At 69.1% G+C, this 24308-nt stretch carries 25 protein-coding genes, 1 tRNA gene and 1 pseudogene; 12 read left to right on the plus strand and 15 right to left on the minus strand.

The features are described 5' to 3' along the window. Positions 1-18 precede the first annotated feature (18 nt). Complete coding sequence (locus tag SCNU_RS18400; RefSeq protein ID WP_238526487.1) at positions 19-1293, minus strand: MFS transporter; 1275 nt, start codon at positions 1291-1293, stop codon at positions 19-21. A gap of 71 nt (positions 1294-1364) precedes the next feature. Between SCNU_RS18400 and SCNU_RS18405 the strand changes: the two genes are divergently transcribed. Further along, on the plus strand, positions 1365-2333 hold the full coding sequence (locus SCNU_RS18405; RefSeq protein WP_009680928.1) for a GlxA family transcriptional regulator: 969 nt from the start codon (positions 1365-1367) through the stop codon (positions 2331-2333). 10 nt (positions 2334-2343) lie between these two features. Here the strand turns inward: SCNU_RS18405 and SCNU_RS18410 are convergent, their stop codons facing one another. Further along, on the minus strand, positions 2344-3246 hold the full coding sequence (locus tag SCNU_RS18410) for a D-isomer specific 2-hydroxyacid dehydrogenase family protein (protein WP_009680929.1): 903 nt from the start codon (positions 3244-3246) through the stop codon (positions 2344-2346). 131 nt (positions 3247-3377) lie between these two features. On the opposite strand from SCNU_RS18410, the gene SCNU_RS18415 reads away from it, so the two are divergent. Next, positions 3378-4808: a serine/threonine-protein kinase gene (locus tag SCNU_RS18415; RefSeq protein WP_009680930.1), complete on the plus strand. Its 1431-nt coding sequence runs from the start codon at positions 3378-3380 to the stop codon at positions 4806-4808. A gap of 9 nt (positions 4809-4817) precedes the next feature. Here the strand turns inward: SCNU_RS18415 and SCNU_RS18420 are convergent, their stop codons facing one another. The 4 genes and pseudogenes from SCNU_RS18420 to SCNU_RS18430 form a co-directional block, all read right to left on the minus strand. Next, positions 4818-5573, minus strand: coding sequence for a substrate-binding domain-containing protein (locus tag SCNU_RS18420; protein WP_009680931.1), 756 nt, complete (start codon positions 5571-5573; stop codon positions 4818-4820). Positions 5574-5599: 26 nt separating this feature from the next. Beyond that, positions 5600-6169, minus strand: a complete 570-nt coding sequence (locus SCNU_RS20920; RefSeq protein ID WP_420795032.1) for a TIGR03086 family metal-binding protein — start codon at positions 6167-6169, stop codon at positions 5600-5602. Continuing rightward, positions 6149-6778: pseudogene (locus SCNU_RS20925) on the minus strand (cysteine hydrolase family protein); the annotation flags it as partial. The gene SCNU_RS20920 and the pseudogene SCNU_RS20925, both read right to left, overlap by 21 nt. Positions 6779-6811: 33 nt before the next feature. Then, the gene (locus SCNU_RS18430) at positions 6812-7228 is read right to left on the minus strand and encodes a PaaI family thioesterase (RefSeq protein WP_009680933.1); all 417 of its coding nucleotides are present in this window, start codon (positions 7226-7228) and stop codon (positions 6812-6814) included. A gap of 110 nt (positions 7229-7338) precedes the next feature. Here SCNU_RS18430 and SCNU_RS18435 point away from each other — a divergent pair, with 110 nt between their 5' ends. After that, positions 7339-7803, plus strand: coding sequence for a winged helix-turn-helix transcriptional regulator (locus SCNU_RS18435; RefSeq protein WP_009680934.1), 465 nt, complete (start codon positions 7339-7341; stop codon positions 7801-7803). 32 nt (positions 7804-7835) lie between these two features. Here SCNU_RS18435 and SCNU_RS18440 read toward each other — a convergent pair whose 3' ends face one another. Both SCNU_RS18440 and SCNU_RS18445 read right to left on the minus strand, forming a co-directional pair. Further along, positions 7836-8957, minus strand: a complete 1122-nt coding sequence (locus SCNU_RS18440; RefSeq protein WP_009680935.1) for a CaiB/BaiF CoA transferase family protein — start codon at positions 8955-8957, stop codon at positions 7836-7838. After that, positions 8954-10141: an acyl-CoA dehydrogenase family protein gene (locus SCNU_RS18445; protein ID WP_009680936.1), complete on the minus strand. Its 1188-nt coding sequence runs from the start codon at positions 10139-10141 to the stop codon at positions 8954-8956. The genes SCNU_RS18440 and SCNU_RS18445 overlap by 4 nt, the downstream gene beginning before the upstream one ends. 128 nt (positions 10142-10269) lie before the next feature. Between SCNU_RS18445 and SCNU_RS18450 the strand changes: the two genes are divergently transcribed. After that, positions 10270-11301 (plus strand): LacI family DNA-binding transcriptional regulator, encoded by a 1032-nt coding sequence (locus SCNU_RS18450; RefSeq protein ID WP_009680937.1) that lies wholly within the window; start codon positions 10270-10272, stop codon positions 11299-11301. 22 nt (positions 11302-11323) lie between these two features. On the opposite strand, the gene SCNU_RS18455 is transcribed toward SCNU_RS18450, so the two are convergent. From SCNU_RS18455 to SCNU_RS18465, 3 genes are all read right to left on the minus strand, one after another. Continuing rightward, positions 11324-11671: an SRPBCC family protein gene (locus SCNU_RS18455; protein WP_009680938.1), complete on the minus strand. Its 348-nt coding sequence runs from the start codon at positions 11669-11671 to the stop codon at positions 11324-11326. A gap of 43 nt (positions 11672-11714) precedes the next feature. Continuing rightward, a complete protein-coding gene (locus SCNU_RS18460) occupies positions 11715-12395 on the minus strand; it encodes a hypothetical protein (protein WP_009680939.1) in 681 nt (226 codons plus the stop codon). A 72-nt stretch (positions 12396-12467) separates the two neighbouring features. After that, positions 12468-13706, minus strand: a complete 1239-nt coding sequence (locus SCNU_RS18465) for a PucR family transcriptional regulator (RefSeq protein WP_085948517.1) — start codon at positions 13704-13706, stop codon at positions 12468-12470. A gap of 90 nt (positions 13707-13796) precedes the next feature. Here SCNU_RS18465 and SCNU_RS18470 point away from each other — a divergent pair, with 90 nt between their 5' ends. After that, positions 13797-14735, plus strand: coding sequence for a TauD/TfdA dioxygenase family protein (locus tag SCNU_RS18470; RefSeq protein WP_009680941.1), 939 nt, complete (start codon positions 13797-13799; stop codon positions 14733-14735). 14 nt (positions 14736-14749) lie between these two features. After that, positions 14750-16090: an MFS transporter gene (locus SCNU_RS18475; protein ID WP_009680942.1), complete on the plus strand. Its 1341-nt coding sequence runs from the start codon at positions 14750-14752 to the stop codon at positions 16088-16090. A gap of 88 nt (positions 16091-16178) precedes the next feature. On the opposite strand, the gene SCNU_RS18480 is transcribed toward SCNU_RS18475, so the two are convergent. Then, on the minus strand, positions 16179-17339 hold the full coding sequence (locus SCNU_RS18480) for an alpha/beta fold hydrolase (protein WP_009680943.1): 1161 nt from the start codon (positions 17337-17339) through the stop codon (positions 16179-16181). A gap of 599 nt (positions 17340-17938) precedes the next feature. Then, positions 17939-18023: transfer RNA gene (locus tag SCNU_RS18485), tRNA-Ser, on the minus strand. Between the two features lie 84 nt (positions 18024-18107). Between SCNU_RS18485 and SCNU_RS18490 the strand changes: the two genes are divergently transcribed. Beyond that, a complete protein-coding gene (locus SCNU_RS18490; RefSeq protein WP_009680945.1) occupies positions 18108-19073 on the plus strand; it encodes an NAD(P)H-quinone oxidoreductase in 966 nt (321 codons plus the stop codon). Between the two features lie 10 nt (positions 19074-19083). Here SCNU_RS18490 and SCNU_RS18495 read toward each other — a convergent pair whose 3' ends face one another. Together SCNU_RS18495 and SCNU_RS18500 are read right to left on the minus strand one after the other, a co-directional pair. Next, positions 19084-19602, minus strand: coding sequence for a MarR family winged helix-turn-helix transcriptional regulator (locus SCNU_RS18495; protein ID WP_009680946.1), 519 nt, complete (start codon positions 19600-19602; stop codon positions 19084-19086). Positions 19603-19682: 80 nt separating this feature from the next. Beyond that, a complete protein-coding gene (locus SCNU_RS18500; RefSeq protein WP_009680947.1) occupies positions 19683-20879 on the minus strand; it encodes an aminotransferase class V-fold PLP-dependent enzyme in 1197 nt (398 codons plus the stop codon). A 41-nt stretch (positions 20880-20920) separates the two neighbouring features. Here SCNU_RS18500 and SCNU_RS18505 point away from each other — a divergent pair, with 41 nt between their 5' ends. The 5 genes from SCNU_RS18505 to SCNU_RS20930 all read left to right on the plus strand — a co-directional run. Next, complete coding sequence (locus SCNU_RS18505; protein WP_040518885.1) at positions 20921-21469, plus strand: bacterial proteasome activator family protein; 549 nt, start codon at positions 20921-20923, stop codon at positions 21467-21469. A gap of 22 nt (positions 21470-21491) precedes the next feature. Then, positions 21492-22355 carry a galactan export ABC transporter permease subunit Wzm/RfbD gene (wzm, locus tag SCNU_RS18510; protein ID WP_009680949.1) on the plus strand — a complete coding sequence of 288 codons (864 nt, stop codon included), beginning with the start codon at positions 21492-21494 and terminating at the stop codon, positions 22353-22355. Positions 22356-22363: 8 nt separating this feature from the next. Beyond that, positions 22364-23197 carry a galactan export ABC transporter ATP-binding subunit Wzt/RfbE gene (gene wzt, locus SCNU_RS18515; RefSeq protein ID WP_009680950.1) on the plus strand — a complete coding sequence of 278 codons (834 nt, stop codon included), beginning with the start codon at positions 22364-22366 and terminating at the stop codon, positions 23195-23197. A 5-nt stretch (positions 23198-23202) separates the two neighbouring features. Continuing rightward, a complete protein-coding gene (glfT1, locus tag SCNU_RS18520; RefSeq protein WP_009680951.1) occupies positions 23203-24117 on the plus strand; it encodes a galactofuranosyltransferase GlfT1 in 915 nt (304 codons plus the stop codon). 11 nt (positions 24118-24128) lie between these two features. Then, the coding region (locus SCNU_RS20930; protein ID WP_238526488.1) for a hypothetical protein at positions 24129-24308 on the plus strand (180 nt) is incomplete at its 3' end.

Below are 24308 nucleotides of genomic sequence, written 5' to 3' on the forward strand. Positions count from 1 at the left end.
CAACGCCAAGAGGCACGCTCACCCGACAGCGGACGGGACTCGGCCGACGGAGGTCACGCCCTCGCGGGCGCGCGGCACGGCCCAGCACAGGCCCGCGGCGACGACGCAGAGTCCGGCCGCGGCGTAGAACGCCGGGTCGTACCCGCCCGAGACGTCGCGGATGTACCCGGCTCCGAACGCCGCCACCGCCGCGCCCAGTTGATGCGCGGCGAAGATCCAGCCGAACACGACGGGCGTCGCGTCGCCGAACTGCTGACGCGTCAACGCCATCGTCGGCGGGACCGTGGCGACCCAGTCGAGCCCGTAGAACAGAATGAACACCCAGATCCCCGGGCTGGTCTCGGCGCTCAGCAACGACGGCAGCACCGCGAGCGCCGTTCCGCGACCCAGGTAGTAGATCACCAGCAGGATCCGCGAGTCGACGCGGTCGGTGAACCACCCGGACGCGATGGTGCCCGCGACGTCGAACACTCCGATCAGGGCCAGCAGGGAGGCTGCGGTGGTCGCGGGCATGCCGTGGTCGCCGGCCGCGGGGATGAAGTGGGTCTGCAGCAGCCCGTTGGTCGTCGCGCCGCAGATGGCGAAACTGCCCGCCAGCAACCAGAAGATCGGCTTGCGTGCGCCGAGGACCAGCCCGCCGAGAGCGACACGGAACAGGTTGCGGTTCTCCTGAACCGGCGCGACGACGGTGTCCGCCCCGTACGGCGGAATCCCCAGATCAGCGGGCCACGACCGCAGGAACAGCCCGGCCAGCGGAATCACCGCGACCGCCACCGCGGTCACGACCAGGGTCGCCGACCGCCAGCCGTGGACGTCCGCGATGCCGGCGACCACCGGCAGGAAGATCAACTGTCCGGTGGCCGACGCGGCGGTCAGCACGCCGGTCACCAGCCCACGTCGCGCCTCGAACCATCGCGTCGCAATGGTCGCGACGAAGGCGGTCGACAGCGCGCCGGTTCCGAGTCCGACGAGGACACCCCACAGGAGTACCAGCTGCCACGCGTCGGTCATGAACACCGCGAGGCCGGTCCCCGCCGCGATCAACGCCAGCGCGCCGACCACCACCGGGCGGATGCCCAGGCGATCCATCAGGGCGGCCGCGAACGGCGCTGTCAACCCGAAGAGCGCCATGTTGATGCTCATCGCCGCGCCGATGGTGGCGTGCGACCATCCGAACTCGTGATGGAGCGGGTCCATCATCACACCGGGTACCGATCGGAAGCCCGCGGCTCCGAGGATGGTCAGGAAAGCGACGACCGCGATCACCCAGGCGTAGTGCACTCGTTGTCTCACGCCGATCACTCTGCCGTCCGCGGGCATCGAGAACGAGTGGCATGAATGCCAATATATGAAAGAATAATGCCATGCACGTAGTGGCAGTCCTGCTCCTCGAACCGCTGATCGGCTTCGACGCGACCATCGCGCCGATGTGCTTCGGCAAGGCCACCGACGACGACGGCCGCCCCCTCTACGAGGTGGTGACCTGCAGCGTCGACGGCGGCCCCGTGATGACGACGAACGGCTACGCGATCGCGCCGCAGTCCGACGCATCGGTCCTGGCACGCGCCGACACGGTGATCGTGCCGGGCAATCGACAGCCTCAGATCCGGATGGAGGGAGTCCTGCCGGAGACGGTCCGCGACGCGCTGTCGCTGATTCGGCCGGGGACGCGTCTGGTGTCGATCTGCACCGGCGCATTCACACTCGCCGCCGCCGGCGCACTCGACGGTCGACGCGTCACGACGCACTGGCAGGCCGGAGGCGATCTGGCGCGGCTGCATCCCGCGGTCGACCTGGTGGAGCATGTGCTCTTCGTCGACGACGGGGACGTGCTGACCTCGGCGGGCGTCGCCTCCGGGCTCGACCTGTGCCTGTACATCATCCGCGGCGACCACGGCACCGCCGTCGCGAACCGCGTCGCGCGCTACGCGGTGATTCCGCCGGCTCGCGAGGGGATGCAGGCGCAGTTCGTCGACCGACCCGTCCCGTCGAGCGGTGCCGGATCGACGGCGGCCACCCGCGCCTGGGCGACGGCGAACCCGTCCGACAATCTGTCGGTGGAGCGGCTCGCCCGACGCGCCGACATGAGCCCGCGGACGTTCAACCGCCGATTCCGTGAGGAGACCGGGGAGACGCCCGGCGCCTGGGTGCAGCGGCTGCGCCTCGACCATGCGCGCGAACTCCTGGAGCGCACCGACCTGTCCATCGACGACGTCGCCGAGCGGTCCGGCCTCGGGTCGGGCGCGAGTCTGCGGACTCTGCTGCGCCGCGACACCGGCATGCCCCCGTCGACCTATCGGCGCCTGTTCCAGACGCCGACCGCCGCCGGCTGAACGACCGCCGTCAGTACCCCGCACCGGGTGTCACGACGGCCAGCAGTTCCTCGCCCGCCTCGTGACGCCGAACGTTCTCCGCCAGGAACGGCGCCATCTCCCGCGTCAGTCCCGAAGCGGGATTGGCCACGTGGGGAGTGATGATGACGTTCGGCAGCGACCACAGCGGGTCGTCGTCGGCGGGCGGCTCGGGATCTGTGACGTCGAGAGCCGCGCCGGCGATGACCCCATCCGCGAGCGCTCGACACAGGGCCGCCTGATCGATCAGCGGACCGCGCGCGATGTTCACGATCCACGTGTGCGGATGAAGGCGGGCGAGCGTCTCGTCGTCGATCAGGTGGCGGGTCTCCGGGGTGTCCGGCGCGGCCAGGACCACGTGGTCGGTGCGCTCCCACACCTCGTCCAACCGGGTGGCGGCCAGCGTCAGGTCGGCGCCGGGGATCTCCCGGCCGCTGCGGTTGACGGCGATGACCGTCGCGCCGCAGGCTTTGAGCAGCGGGGCGAGTTCGCGACCGATGCCGCCTGCACCGATGATCGCGACCGTCGACCCCCGCAGGGTCCGGACGGCCGGGTCGATCAGTTCCTTGGCCCAATGCTCCCGGACCGCCGTATTGATCTGACGCAGCCCGGCCAACAGCAGCGCGAGGGCGTGCTCGGCGACTCCCGCGGCATAGAAGCCGGAGGCGTTGGTCCACAGTCGACGGTCGTCGAGGACGTCGGCGTCGACGAACCGTTCGATGCCCGCGGTGCTCAGCGCGACCCAGCGCACGTCGTCGCCGAGCTCCGGGAATCCGTCCGGGCCGCCGATCCACACGAGCGCCTCGGCGTCGTCGAGCGCGACGACCTCACTCCCGGCCGCGGTCACGGCCTCCACCAGATACCGGTCCCGCACGGGCTCGATCGCGATCTTCACTGGACCTCCTCGTTCGATTCTCACCGTAGACGCCGCGCGGCACGCCGATCGCGGTGCCGCTCATTCGATCCACAGTCAGACCCCCGTGACACACTCTGCAAGTCGACGCTTCGCCGGAAAAGAGAATCTTCATGGAGATCACCGAAATCGCCGGATACCGAGTCCTGCGCACGCTCGGCGCCGGCGGCATGGGCCAGGTGTTCCTGGTCGAGCATCCCCGCCTGCCTCGCCGCGATGCGCTGAAACTGCTCGACGCGGGAGTCTCGCGCAACGACGACTTCAAGTCGAGGTTCCAGCGCGAAGCCGATCTCCTGGCCCAGCTGTCGCACCCCAACATCGTCACTCTCCACGACCGCGGCGAGTACGAGGGTCGCCTGTGGATCACGATGGAGTTCGTCGAGGGCATCGACGCCGGACGGTTGCTCGACGAGAGCGGCGCGCAGGCACCGGACCTGGTGCCCTCCCTGGTCGGCGGCGCCGCGGCCGCGCTCGACTACGCGTGGCGCAGGCAGCGGATCACCCACCGCGACGTGAAGCCGGCGAACATCCTGCTCGCGATGGACGACACCGGCGCCGAGCCGACGGTCGAAGCGGTCAAGCTGGCCGATTTCGGCATCGCGAAGGCCGCCGAGGAGACGACGTCGCTGACGTCCACCGGCGTCGCGATCGGCACGCTGTCGTACATGAGCCCCGAGGCGATCGAGGGCGGCGCGATCGACAATCGCTCGGACGTGTACTCCCTCGGCTGCACCGCGTTCCACCTGATCACCGGCCGCGCCCCCTTCACCGGACCGTCGATGACGGCACTGATGGCCGCACATCTGAATCAGTCACCGCCCGCGGCGTCGGAGGTCGCGCCGCAGCTGCCCGCGGCGCTCGACCCGGTGTTCGCCCGGGTCCTCGCGAAGGACCCCGACGCGCGGTTCCAGACCTGCGCCGAGTTCACCTCCGCCCTCACCGACGCGATCCACGGCCGGCCGACGCAGCCCGTCGTGCCCGCGTACGCGGCGACGATGGCCGCCACCGCGGCGCAGCGAGCGGTCGTCCCCGAGCCCGAGCGGCAGCGATCGTCGAACCGGAACGGATGGATCACCGCGATCACCGCCGTGGCGACCGCCGCGGTGCTAGCGGTCGGCGGCGCGTTCGCCTACGGCCATCTGAAGTCGAGAGAGGCGCCGACGGCCGCGTCCACGCCGGTGACCACCACGTCGACCGTCACCGTCCGGAGAACCCCGACCACGACCACCGAACCGGCCCCGGTCACCGTCTACGCGACCGCCACGCCGACCGAGGAACCCGTCACGATCGAGCCCTCGGCCACCCCGGAACCGGTCGAGGGACAGCCGTGCGGGGTGGAGGAGTTCGGGGACGTGTCGGCGGACGGCACGCTTGTCTGCAGCGCGATGAACGGCGCGTGGACCGACCGGACGAACCAGTCCCGACCGGCCGTCGAGTACGGGACCACGTGCACCGAGCCCGGTGCACGTGCGCGAATCGCCCGCACCGACGGAATCGCGACGTGCAAGGCCGGTCCTGACGGCGACCTCACCTGGAGCTGGTGACACCCACCCCTACCGCCGACCGCGCCGCGCACCCTTCCCGAAGTTCTTTCCCGGGACCTTGCCCGCGGCCTCGCGATTCGCGCGTTTGGCGGCCGCCTTCTCCTTCGCGGACCGTTTGGGTTGCGGCTCCTTGCCGCGGGAGGAGTTCGCACCGCGGCCGCGGACCAGTCCGACGAACTGCTCGGCGAGATCGGAGGTGGGTGACGCCCAGACGAGTCCGACACGGCTGGTCGGAGCACCGATCAGCGGCCGGTACACCAGGTCGCGCCGATGGTGGAGGCGGGCGAGCGACTGCGGCACGGCGAGCAGACCCACGCCCGCCGCGACGAGTTCGATCGCGTCGGCCGTCGTCGCCGGGCGGTGGTCGAGCATCGTGCCCGGTGGCCGCTCCCAGGTCAGCACGTCGTCGAGCGGCGAGAAGAAGCTCTCCGCAGCGACGTCGTCGGCCGTCAGCTCCTCGGCGACGGTCAGATAGTGGTCCTTCGGGACCACGACCACCGTCGTCTCCTCGTAGAGGTCGATGGCGTGGTGCGGTCCCGGATCGAACATCGCCAGCGCGTCCGGAATCCGAGTGACGACGGCGTCCGCGGCACCGTCGGCGAGCATCCGCGTGCTGTCGACGACCGAGCACGACAGCAGGTCCAGCGGGGTGTCGGTGAATCGGTCCCGCCACTTGCGGACCCACTTCGCGGGCGTCGCACCGGGGACGTAGGCGAGGCGGAACCGGGGTCGCGCGTCGGCGCTCGCCGCCGAGTCGGAAGTCACCGGGTCAGACTATCGGGATCGGACGGTCACGCCGTACGTCCGGCGAACGCCAGCAGCCTGTCCGCCGGCCGGTCGGAGGCCGGCGTGAGCGACGGGCCGAACAGTCCGAGCCCGCGCAGATCCTCGATGATCGGCGCTCCGGCTCCGAGCAGGTGGTCGAGCAGTTCCGCCGGCGGCGACCAGGTCAGACCGAGCGCATCCGCGAGATCCTTGCTGTGCAGGGTCAACTCGAGCAGTCGCAACTGCATCAGCGAGGTGCCGCTTCGCGGGCCCGCCCGATGGTCGACGAGAACGTCGAGGTCGGCCTGCTCGGCCGCCTCGCGCAGTCGATGCTCCTGTTCCCAGAAGCTGCCGATGGCGTCGTCGCCGATGTAGTCGAGCTCTCGGGTGGCGACCGTGTCCTGCGCGGTCCCGCCGTCGAGCAGAATCGTGTACCGGGCCGCGCCCCCGGCCACATGGTCGACCAGCTGCCGAACCGTCCAGTCTCCGCATCCGCTCGCGCGGTCGAGATCGTCGAGGTCGAGCGCGTCCAGGGCATCGGCCCACAGGCTCTCGGCCACGCCGAGCAGTTCGTCTCCCGCGAGCGACGCGATCACCTCGCCGGTCGTCCGCAGCTGCACGCCGATCAGCTCCATGTCCGCCGATCGCGCGGCGGTGACCTGCGAGGTCGCGTCCGTGATCAGGACGGTCCGATAGTCGAGCTCGGACGCGTCGAACAGCGTGGCCCGCGGACAGTTCGGCAGATTGCAGCCTGCGACGACGACCGTCGTGACGTCATGGTCGCCGAGGAGCGATTCGAGCGGCGTCCGGAAGAACGCCGACCACCGCGGCTTGTACAGCGCGAACTCGGCCTCCCCGATCTGCTGGACGGCCCCGAACCGAAGCGACTCCCAATCGAGGTCGACGTCCCCGGGCAGGAGTTCCTGCGGGATCCCTGCGCCCGGCGTTCCCGGTACGACGACGGCGGTCCCCGCTTCGACGGCCGCTCGCCGGGGCAGGTCGACGTCGCTCTCACCGGGCCGATAGGAGCGGACCACATGGACCACCGGGCGGCCCAGTCGGCGGAACTCGGCGGCGGCTTCGGCGATGGCCGGAAGCACCTCGCGGGTACCCGGTACCGCGCCCGGACCGTCGACGAAGTCCTGCTGGACGTCGATGATCACCAAAGCTGCGTTGGCCCAGTCGGGCACGAGGTAGTCGGCCACGCCATCGATGGTCGCACAGCGCCGCGGGCGACGTCAGTCCGCTGTCGGCAGCGCGATGTTCTGCAGTCGGAGCTGGCCGCGTGCCAGGTCCTTTCCGGTGGCCTCGTCGCTGATCTGGATGAGCCAGAGCTGCTGGGTGCGGCCCTGGATGATCGGCTCCGCGACCACCCGCGCACGACATCCGTTCGACGACCGCAGGAAGTCGGTCGAGTTGTTGAGCCCGACCGAGAACTGCCCGCGGTCGGCGACGGCGGCGCTGGCCCCGACGCTCCCGGCACTCTCGACGATCGCCGCGTACACACCGCCGTGCACGACACCGAACGGGGTGTGGTGCCGTTCGTCGAGGTCGGCGTAACCCTCGACCCGCGAGCCCGATGCTTCGGTGATCACGAGCCCCGATGCGTCCATGAACACGCTCGACGGTCCGGGCATCTGCACGGCTTCGGTCATGGCCTTCTCCTCTGTTGAGCGTCTGCGACGTCGATGCCACTGACTTCTGATTAAGAAGTTAGATCGGAGATCCGCTGACTGTCAATAGAGAAGCCAGATACGATGTGGACATGGACTGGCTCGACTTCGACACCGACAACTGCTCCGTCCAGCGCACGCTCGACGTGATCGGCGACCGATGGAGCGCACTGGTGCTGCGCGAGGTCTTCAACGGTGTCCGCCGGTTCGACCAGATCAAGGAGCACACCGGGGTGTCCGATTCGGTGCTGTCCGACCGCCTGCGCAAACTGGTCGACGCCGACGTGCTGACGGCGCGCGAATACCAGGAACCCGGCTCCCGCAGACGCAAGGAGTACCGGCTCACCGACGCAGGCCTGGACCTGCAGCCGGTCCTGATCGCGATGCTCCGCTGGGGCGACCGGCACCGAGCCGATCCGGCCGGTCCGTCCGTCGACATCGTCCACCGCGACTGCGGCGCCCCCGTGCGGGCGGTCGTCGTCTGCGACGCGGGACACGCCGTGGCGCAACGAGATGTCCGCGCCGCTCCGGGCCCGGGCGCGAAGAAGCGGTCGTGAGAAGCGCTGAACCGGCGGGGTGACGGCCGTACTCAGCCGGCGGCGCCCTCCCCCAGCTCCGGTGGCGCCGACCGATACGTCGGCGGGGTCGCGGACAGGCGGATCGGATTCGCGACCGTCCGGACGGGATTGCTCCGACGCGGATCCACGACCTCCGCGACCGGCTGCAAACCCAGCCGGTCGGCCAGGGCGAAGGCTTCGGCGACGTCGTTGACGGGCCCGCACGGGACGCCGACCGAGGCGAATCGCTTGAACCAGCCGTCGGCGGTGTCGGTCGACAGAAGTCGGGTGACCTCGTCGATCAGCACGTCACGGTTCTCGACGCGCGCGGAGTTGGTCGCGAACCGCGCGTCGTCGGCCATCGCCGGCGCGCCCAGCTCTCGGGCGAACGCCTCGAACTGCCGGTCGTTGCCGACCGCCAGGATCAGCGGCCGGTCGGCCGTCGGGAACGGCTGATAGGGCACGACGCTCGGATGCCGGTTGCCCATCGCCTGCGGCACCACGCCCGCGCCGACGAAGCCCGAGCTCTGGTTCGCCAGTGCCGACAGCAGCGACGACAGCAGGTTCACCTCCACCCGCTGCCCCTCGCCGGTGCGATCGCGGTGGCGGAGCGCCGACAGGATCCCGACCGCCGCGTGTAATCCGGTCACCACGTCGACCAGCGCGACCCCGACCTTGGTCGGCTCGTCGGGCGACGGGCCGGTGATGCTCATCAGCCCGCCGACGGCCTGAACGAGGAGGTCGTAGCCGGGCAGGTCGTTGTGTCCGCCGAAACCGGTGATCGAGCAGTAGACGACGCCGGGATTCGCCGCGACCACCGCGTCGTAACCGAGACCGAGCCGCTCCATGGTGCCGGGCAGGAAGTTCTCGACCACCACGTCGGCCCGGCGCGCCAGGTCGCGCGCGACGGCCAGATCGTCGGGGTCGCGAAAGTCGAGTGCCAGCGACGACTTGTTGCGATTGGCCGCCTGGAAGTACGTGGCCTGCCCGTCCGCGTAGGGCGGACCCCACGACCGGGTGTCGTCGCCCGCGCCCGGCCGTTCGATCTTGACCACCTCGGCGCCGAGGTCGGCGAGCAGCATCGTGGCGTAGGGGCCGGCCAGCACTCTGCCGAAATCGGCGATCAGGAGACCGTCGAGCGCGCCGGAGGTCACCGGAAGGCGGCTTCGCCGGTCAGGGCGCGACCGATGGTGAGCTGGTGGACCTCGGAGGTGCCCTCATAGGTGAGCACCGACTCGAGATTGTTCGCGTGGCGGATCACCGGGTACTCCAGGGTGATGCCGTTCGCGGCGAGGATGGTGCGGCATTCGCGCGCCACCTTGATGGCCTCGCGGCAGTTGTTGAGCTTGCCGAGGCTGACCTGGGCGGGCTCCACCTCACCGGCGTCCTTCAGTCGTCCGAGCCGGTAGGCCAGCAGATGCCCCTTGCCGACCTCGAGCGCCATGTCGGCGAGTTTGGCCTGCGTCAGCTGGTAGGCGGCGAGGGGCTTGTCGAACACCATGCGGGTGGAGGCGTAGTCGACGGCGGTCTCGAGACAATCGCGGGCCGCGCCGATCGATCCGAAGATGATGCCGAATCGCGCCTCGTTGAGGCAGCTCAACGGGCCGCTCAGGCCGGCCGCCTTCGGCAGCATCGCCGACTCCGGCAGGCGCACGTCCTGCAGCACCAACTCGGAGGTGACCGACGCACGCAGCGACATCTTCGCGCGAATCTCCGGTGCCGAGAATCCGGGTGTGTCGGTCGGGACGACGAAGCCGCGGATTCCGCGCGCGCCCTGTTCCAGGTCGGTCTTGGCCCAGACCACCGCGACGTCGGCCACCGAGCCGTTGGTGATCCACATCTTGGCGCCGTTCAGCACCCAGTCGGAGCCGTCGCGCACCGCGCGGGTGCGCATGCCACCGGGGTCGGAGCCGAAGTCGGGTTCGGTCAGGCCGAAGCAGCCCAGCGCGTCACCGGCGGCCATCCGCGGCAGCCACTCCTGCTTCTGCTCCTCGCTGCCCCAGTGGTGGATCGCGAACATCGCGAGCGAGCCCTGCACCGACACCAGCGACCGGATGCCCGAGTCGATGGCCTCCAGCTCCAGGCACGCCAGGCCGTAGGTCACCGCGCTCATCCCCGCGCACCCGTAGCCGTCGAGGTGCATGCCCAGCACGCCCAGTCCGCCGAGTTCCTTGGCGAGCTCCTTGGCCGGGATCCGGGCCTCGTCGAACCAGCCCGCGATGTGCGGCCGGATCCGATCCTCACCGAACTTGCGGACGGTGTCGCGGATCGCCTTCTCCTCGTCGGAGAGGAGGTCGTCGAGGGCGAACAGTTGGGTGACGGTGCGGGTGTCGGCCATGGCTTCTCCTGGTGGATAACAGCGGAACACGTACATGCAATGCTTTGCGCAATCGATTGCATATGGTGGAGTGAGAGTAGCGAGATGCACGACGAGCCGTCAATCCCCGACCCGCAAGGACCCTCCGCATGACAGATCCCTCCGGCAGCCGCGGCTCGCGTCCGCCGACGATGAAGGAGATCGCCGAGCGCGCCGGCGTTCACGTGTCGACGGTGTCACGCGTGCTGCGGCAGGCCGAGCCGGTGGACGGGGGGTCGGAGGCCGCCAAACGTGTCCGAGAGGTCGCCGACGAGCTCGGCTACCGCCCGAACCTCTGGGCCGCCAGCCTGCGCACGCGCCGCACGACGACCATCGGTGCCGTCATGCCCCGCCTGACCGACGGCGTGGTCGCCACGATCTACCAGGGCGTCGAACAGGCGGCGCGCGAGGCCGGGTACTCGGTGCTGCTGTCGAGTCCGCCCGACGATCCGGATGGGCAGCGCGAGGCGATCGCTCTGCTCGCGGGCCGCCAGGTGGACGGCCTCATTCTGAGCAGTCTGCACAGCCCGGCCGCCGAGTTCGTCTCCGACCTCGCCCTGCCGGTACCCGCGGTGGCGCTCAACCGGCACGCCGACGCCGGCCTGCCGTTCGCCGGCGGCGACGATCGCCTCGGCGGACGTCTCGCGGCACGGCACCTGGTCGACTGCGGTTATCGCCGGATCGCCGCCGTCGGCGGTCCGCTGTTCGCTACCACGGGACACGATCGGCTGGCCGGCTTCCTCTACGAGATGCACGACGCGGGCGTCGCCGTCCCCACCGGCCGGATCGCACATGCGCGGATGGATGTGCAGGGCGGAATCGATGCCGCGCGAACACTTCTCACCGGCGACGACCGGCCCGACGCGGTCTTCTGCGTCAGCGACACGATGGCCATCGGACTTCTCGGCGTCGCCCGCGATCTCGGGCTGTCGATCCCGGACGACCTCGGCCTCGTCGGCTACAACGACATCCCCGTCGCCGCGCAGCTCCCCGTCCCGCTGACCACCGTCGTCACGCCGGCCCATGCGATCGGCGCGGCCGGAGTCCGACTACTGCTCGGCATGATCACCGGGACCGATGACGCCCCCGCCGACGTCCGGCTGCCGGTCGAGCTGGCCGTACGCGGGTCGACCAGGGGCTGAGACGACAGACGGCACCGATTCGTCACTGACCGTACGTATAGCGGAGATTCGCGAACACCAGCTCGTTGATGCGCTTCCGCATGTGTCCGGCCAGCGAGTCATCGGGCGTATCTCCGTCGACCCGGATCAGCCACGCGACAGTCGTTCCTCCGCGATGCGGCGTCAACTCGAACTCGATGCGAGCGTCCGGCCGGCGAGGCCAGATCGACGTCCACACCACCCGCACGCCGGGTTCCACGGTGAGCACTCCGGGTGGCGTCTCGTCCGCCAGGAGGGTGAGCCATGGACGCACCGGCTGCCGCGCCGGATCGATGAGGTCTTCGAAGACCGCGTTCGGAGGCGCGGGAAGTGCCCGCGCCCTCGACCCCACGACAGTGATGTCGCGATCGTAGCCCGAGCGCCGACTGATCAGATCAGTAGCAGAACCCGCACTCGCCCGACGTCGACAGCACGGTGAAGCAGTTCGGGCACAGCTTGGGCTTCGGCTCCTCGGGCTTGGGTGCCGCCTTGGGCTTGGTCTTCGGCTTGGGCTTGGCAGGCGCGCCCGACGCAGCCGACTTCGCAGTCGACTTCGCCGCCTTCGGAGATTTCGGCGCCTTCGCCGGACGCGCGGGGCGCCGAGCGGCGCGCCTCTCCGCGACACGCGGTGCGAGCGTCGGGCGGGCGAACGCTGGAATCGTGGCACCGAAGAACTCGTAACAGGCGAACCGCGCGGTGGCCGCGTCCATGTCCTCGTCGTCCGGCTTCGGGCGGCCCGCGATCTCCAGGACGCGCAGGTAGGCGTCACCCACGCTCTGGTCGAGCCGGACACAGAGCGACGCCAGCAGCGGCTCGTCCGCCGTGCGCGATCGGGTGACGGCAGCGAGCAGTTCGTCGATCCACAGTCGGACGGGTCCGCCCGCCCGGATTCCGGTGTCGCTCTGCACCTTCGACGCGAGCTCAGCCTGAGTGATGAGCGCGCCGTAGACGCGTGCGGTCTCGATCAGTACCGCACGCGCGGCGACCGCCCACTCCTCGATCGCGTCAGCGAAAGGTACGGGCAGTTCACCGGGTTCGCGCCACGCGGGGAGGGTGGTGTCGTCATCGGAATGCACCCGAAAAAGTTACGGCCTGGCGCGCCGATAGTCGAATCGCGGGACGCCCGTCACGTCCGCCTCGTCGGCCGGTCAGCCGCCCTCCACGGCGTGGGCGGTCACCGCCGCGTACAGCGCGACGATCCCCTCGGTCCGGAACGGACTCGTACCGCACAGCCCCTCGATCCGGTTGAGCCGATTGTTCACGGTGTTCGGGTGCACGTCGAGGGCGCGGGCGGCGCGCAACCGGTCGAGATCGCAGTCGAGGTACGCGCGCAGCGTCCGAAGCAGGTCGGGCTGATCGAGCAGCGGCCGAATCGTCTCCGACAACCGCTGTGCCCCTGGGCCCCGACGGCTCAGCTGATAGGCCACGGCGACGTCGGCCAGCCGGTGCAGTCCGGCGGGTCGCCCGAGTGCGACCGCGACCCGGAGCACCTCCTGCGCCTCGACCGCCGCGTCCTTGATCTCACCTCGGGCGACGCCCTCGACGACCGCCGCAGAGGCGGGCGCACCGGCGGCCGCGGCGATCGCGGCGACCAGTCGCCGCAGGCGCTCATCGTCGTCGTCGACCGGATACAGGGCGACCGGGATGAGCACGGTACCGCCGTCGCGGTCGAGCATCGAGAGCATGGCCGGTCCGCCGTCGGCCCGGAACAGCCGCTGGACCCGGTGCAGTTTGCGACGACCGGCCACGTCGCGCGCGGCGCGCTCGGCCGACAGCTCACCCGGCGTCTTCTCGAGGCGCACGGCGAGCACGTGGTAGGCGAGGTCGAGGCGGACGTCCAGGCGCTCGGCGTCGGCCCGCGGATCGTGGCCGAGCAGCAGCAGTCGACCGACGAACTGCGGTCCGCCGGTGAGCTCGTCCGACTGCACGGCGCGCTCCCGTTGGTAGGCGCGGACCAGCTCTGCGACGAACACCTCCTGTACCCGGAAGCCGACCGCGCCGATCCAGCCGAGGGCGGGACCGTCACCGGTCCCCTCGGAAGCACGCAGGCACTCGTCGAACACCAGCTGGAACCCCCGCTGCCACAGGCCGAGCACCAGAGACAACGGGACGCCCTCCCGCGCACGCTGTTCCGCGCGCTCGCGGACCGCCTGCAGCTCGTCGTCGGTCGGCGTCCCGCCGGTCCGCAGATACCGCAGGGCGATGGGGATCACCCGGTTGCCGATCGAGACCAGTTCCGAATCGTGCATCTCATCCGGCAGGAACTGCGCGGCCTCGGCAGCGGTGATCTCCTGTGCCATCGCACCGACCCGCGAGCCGACCCGATCGAGGATCGCCGCCACACCTTCGGGAGGTCCGGATTGCGGAGATTCTGAGGACAGGACCATCCATAGATTGTGCTACAGCACAGCCACGCTTCGCACCCGCTGTCGCAACTCACATCCAGAGACAGTGGTGTCGCCCATCACACTTGAATCATGAGCACAGACACCGTCATCAAGAACCTGACCATCCACACCGCAGGTGAGACCGCGTACCCGCGGATCCATCTCGGTGCCCGCGACCTTCAACGCAATGGCGATCAGCCTGCCGATTCGCCGTCGTACACCCGATTCGAGGTGACGCCGGCCGGCCCGACCATCGGCGCATACATCGAGGGCGTCGACCTCGCCGACATCGACGACGAGCTGCACGCGGAACTCCACCGCGCACTCCTCGAGTTCAAGGTCCTCTTCTTCCGCGACCAGAGTCTGACTGGTCCGCAGCACATCAGCCTGGCTCGGCGGTGGGGCTCGGTCGAGGTGAACGACTTCTTCCCCAACGGTGAGGCGCAGGAGATCTCGCGGCTCGCCAAGGGCGACATGTCGGTCGGCACGGAGAACGTCTGGCACAGCGACACCTCGTTCCGCAAGGACCCGTCGATGGCGTCGATCCTGCGTGCCGTCGAGGTTCCGCCGGTCGGCGGCAACACCGTGTGGGCCGACATGGCCGCCGCCTACGACAACCTTCCCGAGCCGGTGAAGGAGAAGATCGAGGGTCTCCGGGCGATCCACACGTTCACCAAGTCGTGGGGCCTGGCGATGTCGGCGGAGCAGGTGGAGGCGATGTCGAAGATCCACCCGCCGATCGCCCACCCGATCGTTCGCACCCACCCCGAGACCGGCCGTCGACTGCTGTACGTGAACGAGCCGTTCACGTCGGAGATCGTCGGACTCCCGAAGGGGGACGGCGACCAGCTGCTCGACTACCTGATGTTCCAGGCCCGCACTCCCGAGTACCAGATCCGCTTCCAGTGGGAGCCGAACTCGGTCGCCATCTGGGACAACCGCTCCACGCAGCACTACGCCGTCAACGACTACTTCCCGCACCGCCGGGTGATGGAACGCGTCACCGTCGCCGGCGACCTGCCCCGCTGAATCAAGGACCTCTCATGACAAGCACCATCGCTTCCGTGCCCGCGCCCGCCTCCACGGGCACGGACCCGGACACCGCACCGGCGGGTTACTCCTCTCGCCGCGCTTGGCTGATCACCGGCGCCCTCGCGCTGTTCATGGTGATCAACTGGGGTGACAAGTCGGTCCTCGGCCTCACCTCGCACGCGTTGATGGACGACCTCGGCCTCACCCCGTCCCAGTACGGGCTCATCGCGAGTGCGTTCTTCTTCCTGTTCGGGGTGTCGACCGTCGTCGGCGGCATGCTCGTCGACCGGATTCAGACGCGATGGATGCTGATCGCGATGGCGCTGGTCTGGGCCGTCGTCCAGTTCCCGGTGATGGGTGCGGCGTCGTTCTCCGTGCTGCTGATCTCCCGCGTGGTCCTCGGTCTCGCGGAGGGCCCCGCCTCGCCGGTGTCGCTGCACGCGGTGATGAAGTGGTTCCCCGACGAGAAGCGCGACGTCCCGAACGCGATCGTTCTCGGATCGTCGTCGCTCGGCGTGCTGATCGCCGCACCGGCGATGGCCTTCGTCCAGGTCCATTGGGGCTGGCGCTGGTGCTTCGGCGTGCTCGGCATCGCAGGCCTCGTGTGGGTCGCGCTGTGGCTGATGATCGGCAAGGAGGGACCCTACGACGTGAAGCCCGCAGGCACTCCCGCCGCCACCGACGACGCCGAACCGGATGAGAGCCGGGTTCCCTATCGGAACCTGTTCGCCTCTCCCACCTGGGCGTTCCTCGCCTTCGCCGGATTCGCCTGCTACTTCGTGACGGCGATCCTGACCACCTGGCTGCCCACCTACCTCGAGTCGGTGCGCGGGATCAGCACGGTGTCGACGGGCAATCTCATCGCCGCGGTCGCCGCGACCGGCGCGGTCGCGATGTTCGGCCAGGGCTGGGTCTCACGACGACTCCTCGCCCGCGGCGTGTCGAGCCGATGGTCCCGCTCGGGGGTCCCCGCGGTGGCGATCGTGATCGCCGCGGTTGCGATGTTCGCGTTCGCCGGAACCGGCGGGACCGTCCAGCTGATCCTGATGCTGCCCGCGTTCATCCTCTACACGACCATCTTCCCGGCCGCGACTGCGGCGGTCGCCGAGATCACCCCGGTGGCTCAGCGAGGCACGGCGCTCGGCGTGTTCTTCGCCTTCTTCGGCGTGGCGGGAATGCTCGCGCCGGCCATCGCCGGACGGCTGATCGAGAACGCGTCGACCGAGGCAGGCGGCTATCACGTCCTGTTCCTGATCTGCGGCGCACTGCTGCTGGCCGCGGGTGTCGCGGTGCTGCTGCTCGTCGACCCCGAACGGGATCGACGCAGGCTGCAGACGAAGGCTGCGTCGTGATCAGCGCGGCTTCGTAGCAACGACGAGACCGGTCCCGAACCTCGCAGGGTTCGGGACCGGTCTCGTCTCGCCCACGGGCGGTCGTGGCTCAGCGGCTGATCGGAACCAGCGCTTCGACCATCGGCGCCCAGTGGCTCGCGAGGGACTCCCGGCCCATGAACAGCCCGAGATGCCCGGACTGCGCGAGCTCCCGCTTGATCTGATCCTTCGGCGTCGAGACGTAGTCCTCGAGGGCCCACACCTGCACCGGCGGCGTGATGTGATCGGCGCTGCCCGCGAGCAGGTTGACCGGGCAGGAGATACGCGCCAGATCCACCGTCTCCCCGCCGACGGCGAGCTGCCCGTTCACGAGTTCGTTCTTCCCGAACAGGTGCTCGACGATCCACAGGTAGAACGCGCCCGGGATGTCCTGAGTCCATTCGAACCAGTTGGTGAAGTCGGTGTACCGCTTGACCGCCCGCTCGTCGTTGATGTCCGGGAGCAGCCCGACGAGGCGCTCGTACTCGGCGGCGGGTTCGAGCATCTTGAATCCGAGGACCTGGTTCTGTCCGCGGTAGACGCCGTTGCCCGCAGCCACCACACCGCGATAGACCGCGGTGTCCTGCTCGGCCCGCATCACCCGGACCCATTCGTTGATGACGCCGTCGCCGATGTGGAAGTCGATCGGTGCACCGCCGATCGTCAGCGAGTTGACCTTGTCCGGGCGCAGCGCGGCATAGATCGTCGCGAGCCAGCCGCCCTGGCAGTCACCGATGAGGTTCACGATGCCGCCGATGTCGTCGACCGCCTCGTCGACGATCGAGATGTAGTCCTCGATCGAATAGTCCTTGGTGGCCTGCGTCGCGCCCAGCCAGTCGAGGGTGTAGAGCCGATCCAGACCCGCGTCCCGGATCGTGATCATCTGGCTCTGGCCCTCGTTGAAGTCGACGATCGACGACGAGTGACCGGCCTGCGGCGGCAGGACCAGGGTGGCGATCTCGACTCCGGGCTCGGGCGCCGAGTAGTCGAGCAGTCGGGCGACCGGCCACTCCCGCACGACGGTGTGGTCATGCGCCCAGGGCGGCACCTCGCGCACGGTCGCCGCCTGGACCCAGCGAGCCCAGTCGCCCATCACGTCGAGCGGCGTCGCCCGTCGCTCGAATGCCCCCGACCAGTACCGGATCCCGGCGAGCGCGGTCGCCGTCGCGACCTGCATCGGCGCGGTGGCGATCGACGACCAGATCTTGACCGGCATCTTCAAATCCTGCATACGACTCTCCTCACGGACGGCTCGGCGGCCACCGGTTAGCACGTTAACAGCACATCGCTAACTTCCGTGACTCAGGTCACTTCTGTGTCATCGGCACCTCCGCCGACCTGCCGCCGGGCCATCAGACTGTGCTCGACGGCGAAGACTCCGAGCAATCCGACGTCGATCAGCGCAGACGCCCATCGGCCATCTCCTCTTCGCTGCCGGGTCAACCGGCTACCTCGTGGTCGCGGTTCGATTCGATTCGATTCGATTCGAGGAGCACGATCTCCGAGCCGAGCTCGGCGATCCGTACTTCGCACACGCGCGCAACGTCCCGCGCTTCATTCCGCGCCTCCCCCGGCCCCCGCGACGCACCACCTTCCAGCGCTGAACAGCGTTACGGCCGGACAATCTGTCGTCTCACAGCCTTCCGAGGGCAATCTTCCCTCGGACCGCGCTGAGAGCGCAGACTTTCTGCGCTGCGGGCGGCTCACCCGCGACCGGGACGGACCCGCGACGAACCACACCGTCAGTCAACAACCCACAACCCGTGAACCCCCGGAAAAGCAATGAGTCGCGACATCGTGTGTAAACGATGTCGCGACTCATCACAACAGCGGAAGCGGAGGGATTTGAACCCCCGGTGGTTTTACCCACGCTCGCTTTCAAGGCGAGTGCATTCGGCCGCTCTGCCACGCTTCCCTGGCGAATCAGGTTAGCGCATCGGCGCGTTCCGCCGGCCTTCGGCACTCGACGCGGTCACCCACGGCTGGAACACTGGCAGGCATGCGCGCGATCCCCGGTACCGCATCCATGACGGTCGTCGAGCTTCCCGACCCGGAGCCCGGTCCGGGCGAGGTGATCGTCGACGTCGTCGCAGCCGGCGTGAATCGAGCCGACCTCTTGCAGCGCGCCGGACACTATCCGCCGCCGGCCGGTGCCTCGGACGTCTTCGGACTCGAGGTCTCCGGGACGATCTGCGCGGTCGGCGACGGCGTCACCGGCTGGCGGATCGGCGACGAGGTGTGCGCGCTGCTGGCGGGCGGCGGTTACGCGGAGAAGGTCGCGGTCCCGTGGGAGCAGGTGATGCCCGTCCCGCGGGGGATCGACCCGGTCGCCGCTGCCGGGCTGCCGGAGGTGGCCTGCACGGTGATGTCGAACGTGGTGATGACCGGGTGCCTGGCCCCCGGCGAAATGTTCCTGGTTCATGGCGGGAGCAGCGGAATCGGTACGCACGCCATCCAGTTGGCCCATGCGATGGGTGCTCGCGTCGCGACCACCGCCCGCAACGCGGACAAGCTCGCGCGGGCCGCCGATCTCGGGGCCGACATCCTGATCGACTACCGCACCGACGACTTCGTGGAGATCCTGGCCGCCGAGGGCGGAGCCGACGTGATCCTCGACATCATCGGTGCCAAGTATCTGGCGCAGAATCTCTCGGCGCTCGCGACCAACGGCCGGCTGGTGATCATCGGCATGCAGGGCGGCGCCAAGGCCGAACTGAACATCGGCGCCTTGATGGCGAAACGCGCGTCAGTCAGCGGCACCACCCTGCGGTCGCGCCCGACCACCGGAGGACCGGACTCCAAGTTCGCCATCGTCACCGAGACCGTGGCCCGCACATGGCCGCTGATCGAATCCGGCGATATCGCACCGGTGATCGATTCGACCTTCCCGCTGGCCGACGCCGCGGCCGCGCACGCCCGACTCGAATCCGGCGACGCAGTCGGCAAGGTGCTGCTGACCGTCTGACGCGCCGTGCTCAGTCCTCGTGTTCGACGATCCGCTCGCCGAGCAGACCGAAGATGGTGCAGAGCTGCTCGAACTGGTCCGGCGTCAGCCGATCGATGACGAGGCGGCGGACCGCCCGGTCACGCGCCTCGAGGATGGGACGCACCATCTCGGTGCCCTTGTCGGTGATCTGCACCCACTTCTGCCGGGCATCGACGTCGACGGACTCCACGCGAACCGCGTAACCGCGCTCGAGGAATCGGCTGACCTGGCGGGACACCGTGCTGAGACCGATCTGGGTGGCGTCGGCCAGATCGCTGATACGCAGCTGCGGTGCCGACGCCAGCACCTCGAGCAGCCGCCAGTCTGCGGACGAGAGCGGCGCGGACTGATCGATCTCGCGGAAGAGGGCGCGATAGAGCACCCATCCGCCACCGACGAACTGCTGCCACAACTCGCGTTGTTCGGCGCTCATCGCCGGCGCGTCACTCCCCTGCCCGGCGACTCCGCCCATGTCCGGTCCCGGCAAGATCGCGCCCTCCACCATCATGAATCTCGTCTGACAACGTCAGACCCTACCGGGGTGTAACCGCTCGCCAAATTCATGTCCATCCGTCCGAACGAGCCGGATCACCCGAACGACCCGAGCACTCTGACCAGCTGATCGACCTCGTACGGAGTGGAGTACGGCGACAGCCCGACGGTCACCGCACCACCGATGTCGTCGACTCCGACGGCGGCGAGCGCCCGACTCGGAATCTCCGCCATCGCGGCGATGCCGTTGTCACTCAACCTGATACACACCTCGGTCGCGGCGACGCCCTCGACCAGGAAGCTGACGACCGGCACGCGATGGACGTCGGGGCCGATGATGCGGATGTTGGACAGGTGCGAGAGCGAATTCACCAGGTAGTAGAGGAGTCGGTGCACGTACTCGTAGGTGGCGTCCATGGACGCGGTGATCCGCTCCCGCCTGGTCCCGGTCGCTCCCTGGTCGAGCCCCGCGAGGTACTCCACCGATGCGACGAGCCCGGCGAGCGTCGCTCCAGGCACCGGCTCGACCTCCAGCTTCGCCGGCCCGTACGCCCGCGGATCCAGCGATACCCGAGCGAGCGAACTGAACTGCATCGGATCGGCGAACACGAGCGCGGCCATCCTCGGTCCACCCCAGCGCTCCGCGCTCAGCAGCACCGCGTCGGCGCCGAGCTCGTGGATCGACAGGGGGACGTACGGTGCCGCGGTGGACGCGTCGACGAGCAGGCGGGCGCGGGCCGCGCGCGCATGCCCGGCGATGGGCCCGATGTCGGTGATCGCCCCGGTGACCGACGACGCGAGAGTGACCGCGACCAGCGACGTGCGGTCGTCGATGATGTCCGCGAACTGCCACGTAGGCAGCGAGCCGTCCTCCACGTCGATCTCGGCCCAGCGGATCTGTGTGCCGTGCCGGGCTGCGGCCGCGGTCGCCGGGGCGAGGACGGGCTCGTCGTCGGACCGCGAGAGCACGATGTTCCGGTCCATCCACGCGCTGAGCGGCAGCGCGTCGGCGAGGGCCGAGATCAGCGCCGACCGCGACGACCCGAGGACCACGCCCATCGGGTCGGCGCCGAGCAGGTCTGCGACGGCACGGCGAGCGTTGTCGAGGGCGTCGGACGCGGCTCGCGCCTGCGGGCTGCGGGTGCCCGGGATCACCGGCAGCGAGCGGAATCCCGTGGACACGGCGGACGCCACCGAGTCGGGGATCTGCATGCCGGCCTGCGGATCGAGATGGATCCAGCCGTCTCCCAGCGCTGGGAAGAGCCCCCTGACCGAGGCGATGTCGAACGGCATGCGCACAACGATACTGGCAGCGAAAGTGCACAATGGTAGCCATGCACCCCGCTATGTTCGGCTCCGCGACGCCGGGTGACCCCGGCAACCCGTCCGACTCCGGTTTCCCGCAGGCGGAGGAGTCCATCATTCTGCCCGGCGCGATTCCGCAGGACGGCGACGACGACCAGCCGGGGAACGTGGCCTCGATGGTGGAGCAGCCCGCCAAGGTGATGCGGATCGGCACGATGATCAAGCAGCTTCTCGAAGAGGTGCGCGCGGCTCCCCTCGACGACGCGAGCCGCAATCGCCTGGCCGACATCCATCGGACCTCGATCGCCGAACTGGCCGACGGCCTGGCTCCGGAACTGCGCGAAGAACTCGATCGCCTGGCGCTGCCGTTCTCGGACGACGTGACCCCGTCCGACGCCGAGCTGCGGATCGCGCAGGCACAGCTGGTCGGCTGGCTGGAGGGCCTGTTCCACGGCATCCAGACCGCACTGTTCGCCCAGCAGATGGCCGCCCGCAGTCAGCTCGAGCAGATGCGCCAGGGCGCACTCCCGTCGGGAGCGCCGTCACACGACGGGCACAGCACAGGTCAGTACCTCTGAGGCACTTGTATGCTGTGGCGTTGTGTCAGCCGTAGTCAATGACGGCGGAATCCCGCCCGCACCCCAGACCTCGGACTCGAAGACGTTCGCCCGAGGCATCAAGGACCTCGTCGACGGGTTCCGCAACTCCGAGCTGTGGTTGCACCTCGGGTGGACCGATATCAAGCAGCGCTACAAGCGCTCGATCCTCGGTCCCCTGTGGATCACCGTCGCCACCGGTGTCACCGCCGTCGCGATGGGCATCCTGTACGGCGAGCTGTTCCACCAGGACATCAAGGTCTTCCTGCCGTATGTGACGCTCGGCTTCATCTTCTGGGGCTTCATCGAGACGTCGATCCTCGACGGCTCGGTGGTCTTCTCCACCAACGAGGGCCTGATCAAACAGCTGCCCGCCCCGACGAGCGTGCACGTGTACCGCGTGGTGTGGCGCAGCCTGATCATCTTCGCGCACAACATCGTCATCTATCTGATCCTGCTCGTGGTGTTCCCGCAGCCGCTGGGCTGGACGGCGCTGCTGGTGTTCCCCGCCCTGCTGCTCTACGCGCTGAACGCGGTCTGGACCACGATCGTCTTCGGCATCATGTCGACCCGTTTCCGCGACATCGGCCAGCTGCTGACGACGGCCGTCCGCCTGGTGTTCTTCATGACGCCGATCATCTGGTCGGCGCAGTCGCTGAGCAGCACCGGCGCCGACGCGTCGAGCCGTCTCAAGCTGGTCGAGCTCAATCCGATGTACCACTATCTGGAGATCGCGCGCGGGCCGCTGCTCGGCCAGCACGTCGCGCTGTATCACTGGCTCATCGTGATCGGCTGCACCCTCATCGGCTGGGTGGCGGCGATGTTCGTGATGCGCAACTATCGCGCCCGCGTGGCGTACTGGGTCTAGGAGGACCTGTGGCAGACAGCGACATCCGCGTCGACACCTGGGACGCCTGCGTCGACTTCCCGATCTTCGACGCCAAGACACGCTCGTTGAAGAAGGCGGTGATCGGCGCCGCAGGCGGCGTGATCGGCGCCAACAGCTCGAAGACGGTGGTCGTGGAGGCGCTCCGCGACATCAACCTGCACCTGGAGCACGGCGACCGCGTCGGCCTGGTGGGCCACAACGGCGCGGGCAAGTCGACCCTGCTGCGCCTGTTGTCGGGCATCTACGAGCCGACGCGCGGATCGTGCCGGGTCAAGGGCCGCGTGGCGCCCGTCTTCGATCTCGGCGTCGGCATGGACCCGGAGATCTCCGGCTACGAGAACATCATCATCCGCGGCATGTTCCTCGGCATGAGCCGCAAGGAGATGCTGAAGAAGACCGATGAGATCGCGGAGTTCTCCGAGCTCGGCGACTACCTGCAGATGCCGCTGCGCACGTACTCCACCGGCATGCGCGTGCGCCTGGCGCTCGGCGTCGTCACCAGCATCGACCCCGAGATCCTCATCCTCGACGAGGGCATCGGCGCCGTCGACGCGGAGTTCATGAAGAAGGCCCGCGTGCGACTGCAGGCGCTGGTGGAGCGATCGGGCATTCTGGTCTTCGCCAGCCACTCCAACGAGTTCCTGGCACAGTTGTGCGACCGCGCACTGTGGATCGACCACGGCCAGATCCGGATGGACGGCGGCATCGAGGACGTCGTCGGAGCATATGAGGGTCCCGACGCCGCACAGCACGTGCGCAAGGTGCTCGACGAGCTGGCCGAAGAACGCGACGGCACCTCCGGTGCCGCGGGTACCGCGTGAGCGCCGTGTCCGGCGCGACGGTCGTCGGCGTCGTCGTCACCCACAAGCGACGCGAGCTCCTCGCCGAGTCGTTGACGGTGCTGTCGGCGCAGGACCGGCCGCTCGACCACCTCATCGTCGTCGACAACGCCGCCGAGCCAGAGGTCGGCGAGTTGGTCGCGAGCCAGCCGATTCCGACCACCTACCTACCGTCGCAGCACAATCTCGGAGGGGCGGGCGGGTTCGCGCTCGGCATGCTGCACGCGCTCGCGCTCGGCGCCGACTGGATCTGGTGCGCGGACGACGACGGTCGTCCCGAGGGTCCGCAGGTGCTGTCGACGCTGCTCGACTGCGCTCATCGACATCGCCTCGGCCAGGTGTCCCCGGTGGTCGTGAACATCGCCTCCCCCGACGACCTCGCCTTCCCGCTGCGGCGCGGACTGGTGTGGCGACGGAAGCGGTCGGAGCTGTACGCCGACGGTGAGACCGCAGGTCCGGACAACGACCTGCTGCCGGGCATCGCGTCGCTGATGAACGGTGCGCTGTTCTCCGCCGACACCGTCGACGCGATCGGCGTGCCCGACCTCCGGCTGTTCTTCCGGGGCGACGAAGTGGAGATGCACCGGCGGCTGGCGCGGTCGGGCATCGGCTTCGGCACCTGTCTGACCACCGCGTATCTCCACCCCGACGGCAGTGACGAGTTCCGTCCGATCCTCGGTGGCCGGATGCACACGCAGTACCCGGACAACGAGGTGAAGCGATTCTTCACCTACCGCAACCGCGGCTACCTGATGAGTCAGCCGGGCATGCGCAAGCTCCTCCCGCAGGAGTACGCGCGCTTCGGCTGGTACTTCCTGGTTCAGCAGCGCGACGTCGCGGGCTTCCGCGAGTGGATGCGACTGCGCAAGCTCGGCCGCGCCGAGCGGTTCGAACGGCCGTAGTCGAACTCCTGATGCCGGCCGGGCCGGTTTCGACTGCGGTGCTCGCTGCGCTGCGCTCCTCGCTCAACCAGCGGGAGGCGCATTGCCCGCTGGTTGCGGGAGCGGAGCGAGTCGAAACCCCGCAGGACACCCACCCGCTGGTTGAGCCCGGATCCACCGATGGGTTCGGTCTGGTCGCTGGTGAGGCGGGA

Source organism: Gordonia neofelifaecis NRRL B-59395 (assembly GCF_000192435.1).
In the GTDB taxonomy this organism is placed as follows: domain Bacteria; phylum Actinomycetota; class Actinomycetes; order Mycobacteriales; family Mycobacteriaceae; genus Gordonia; species Gordonia neofelifaecis.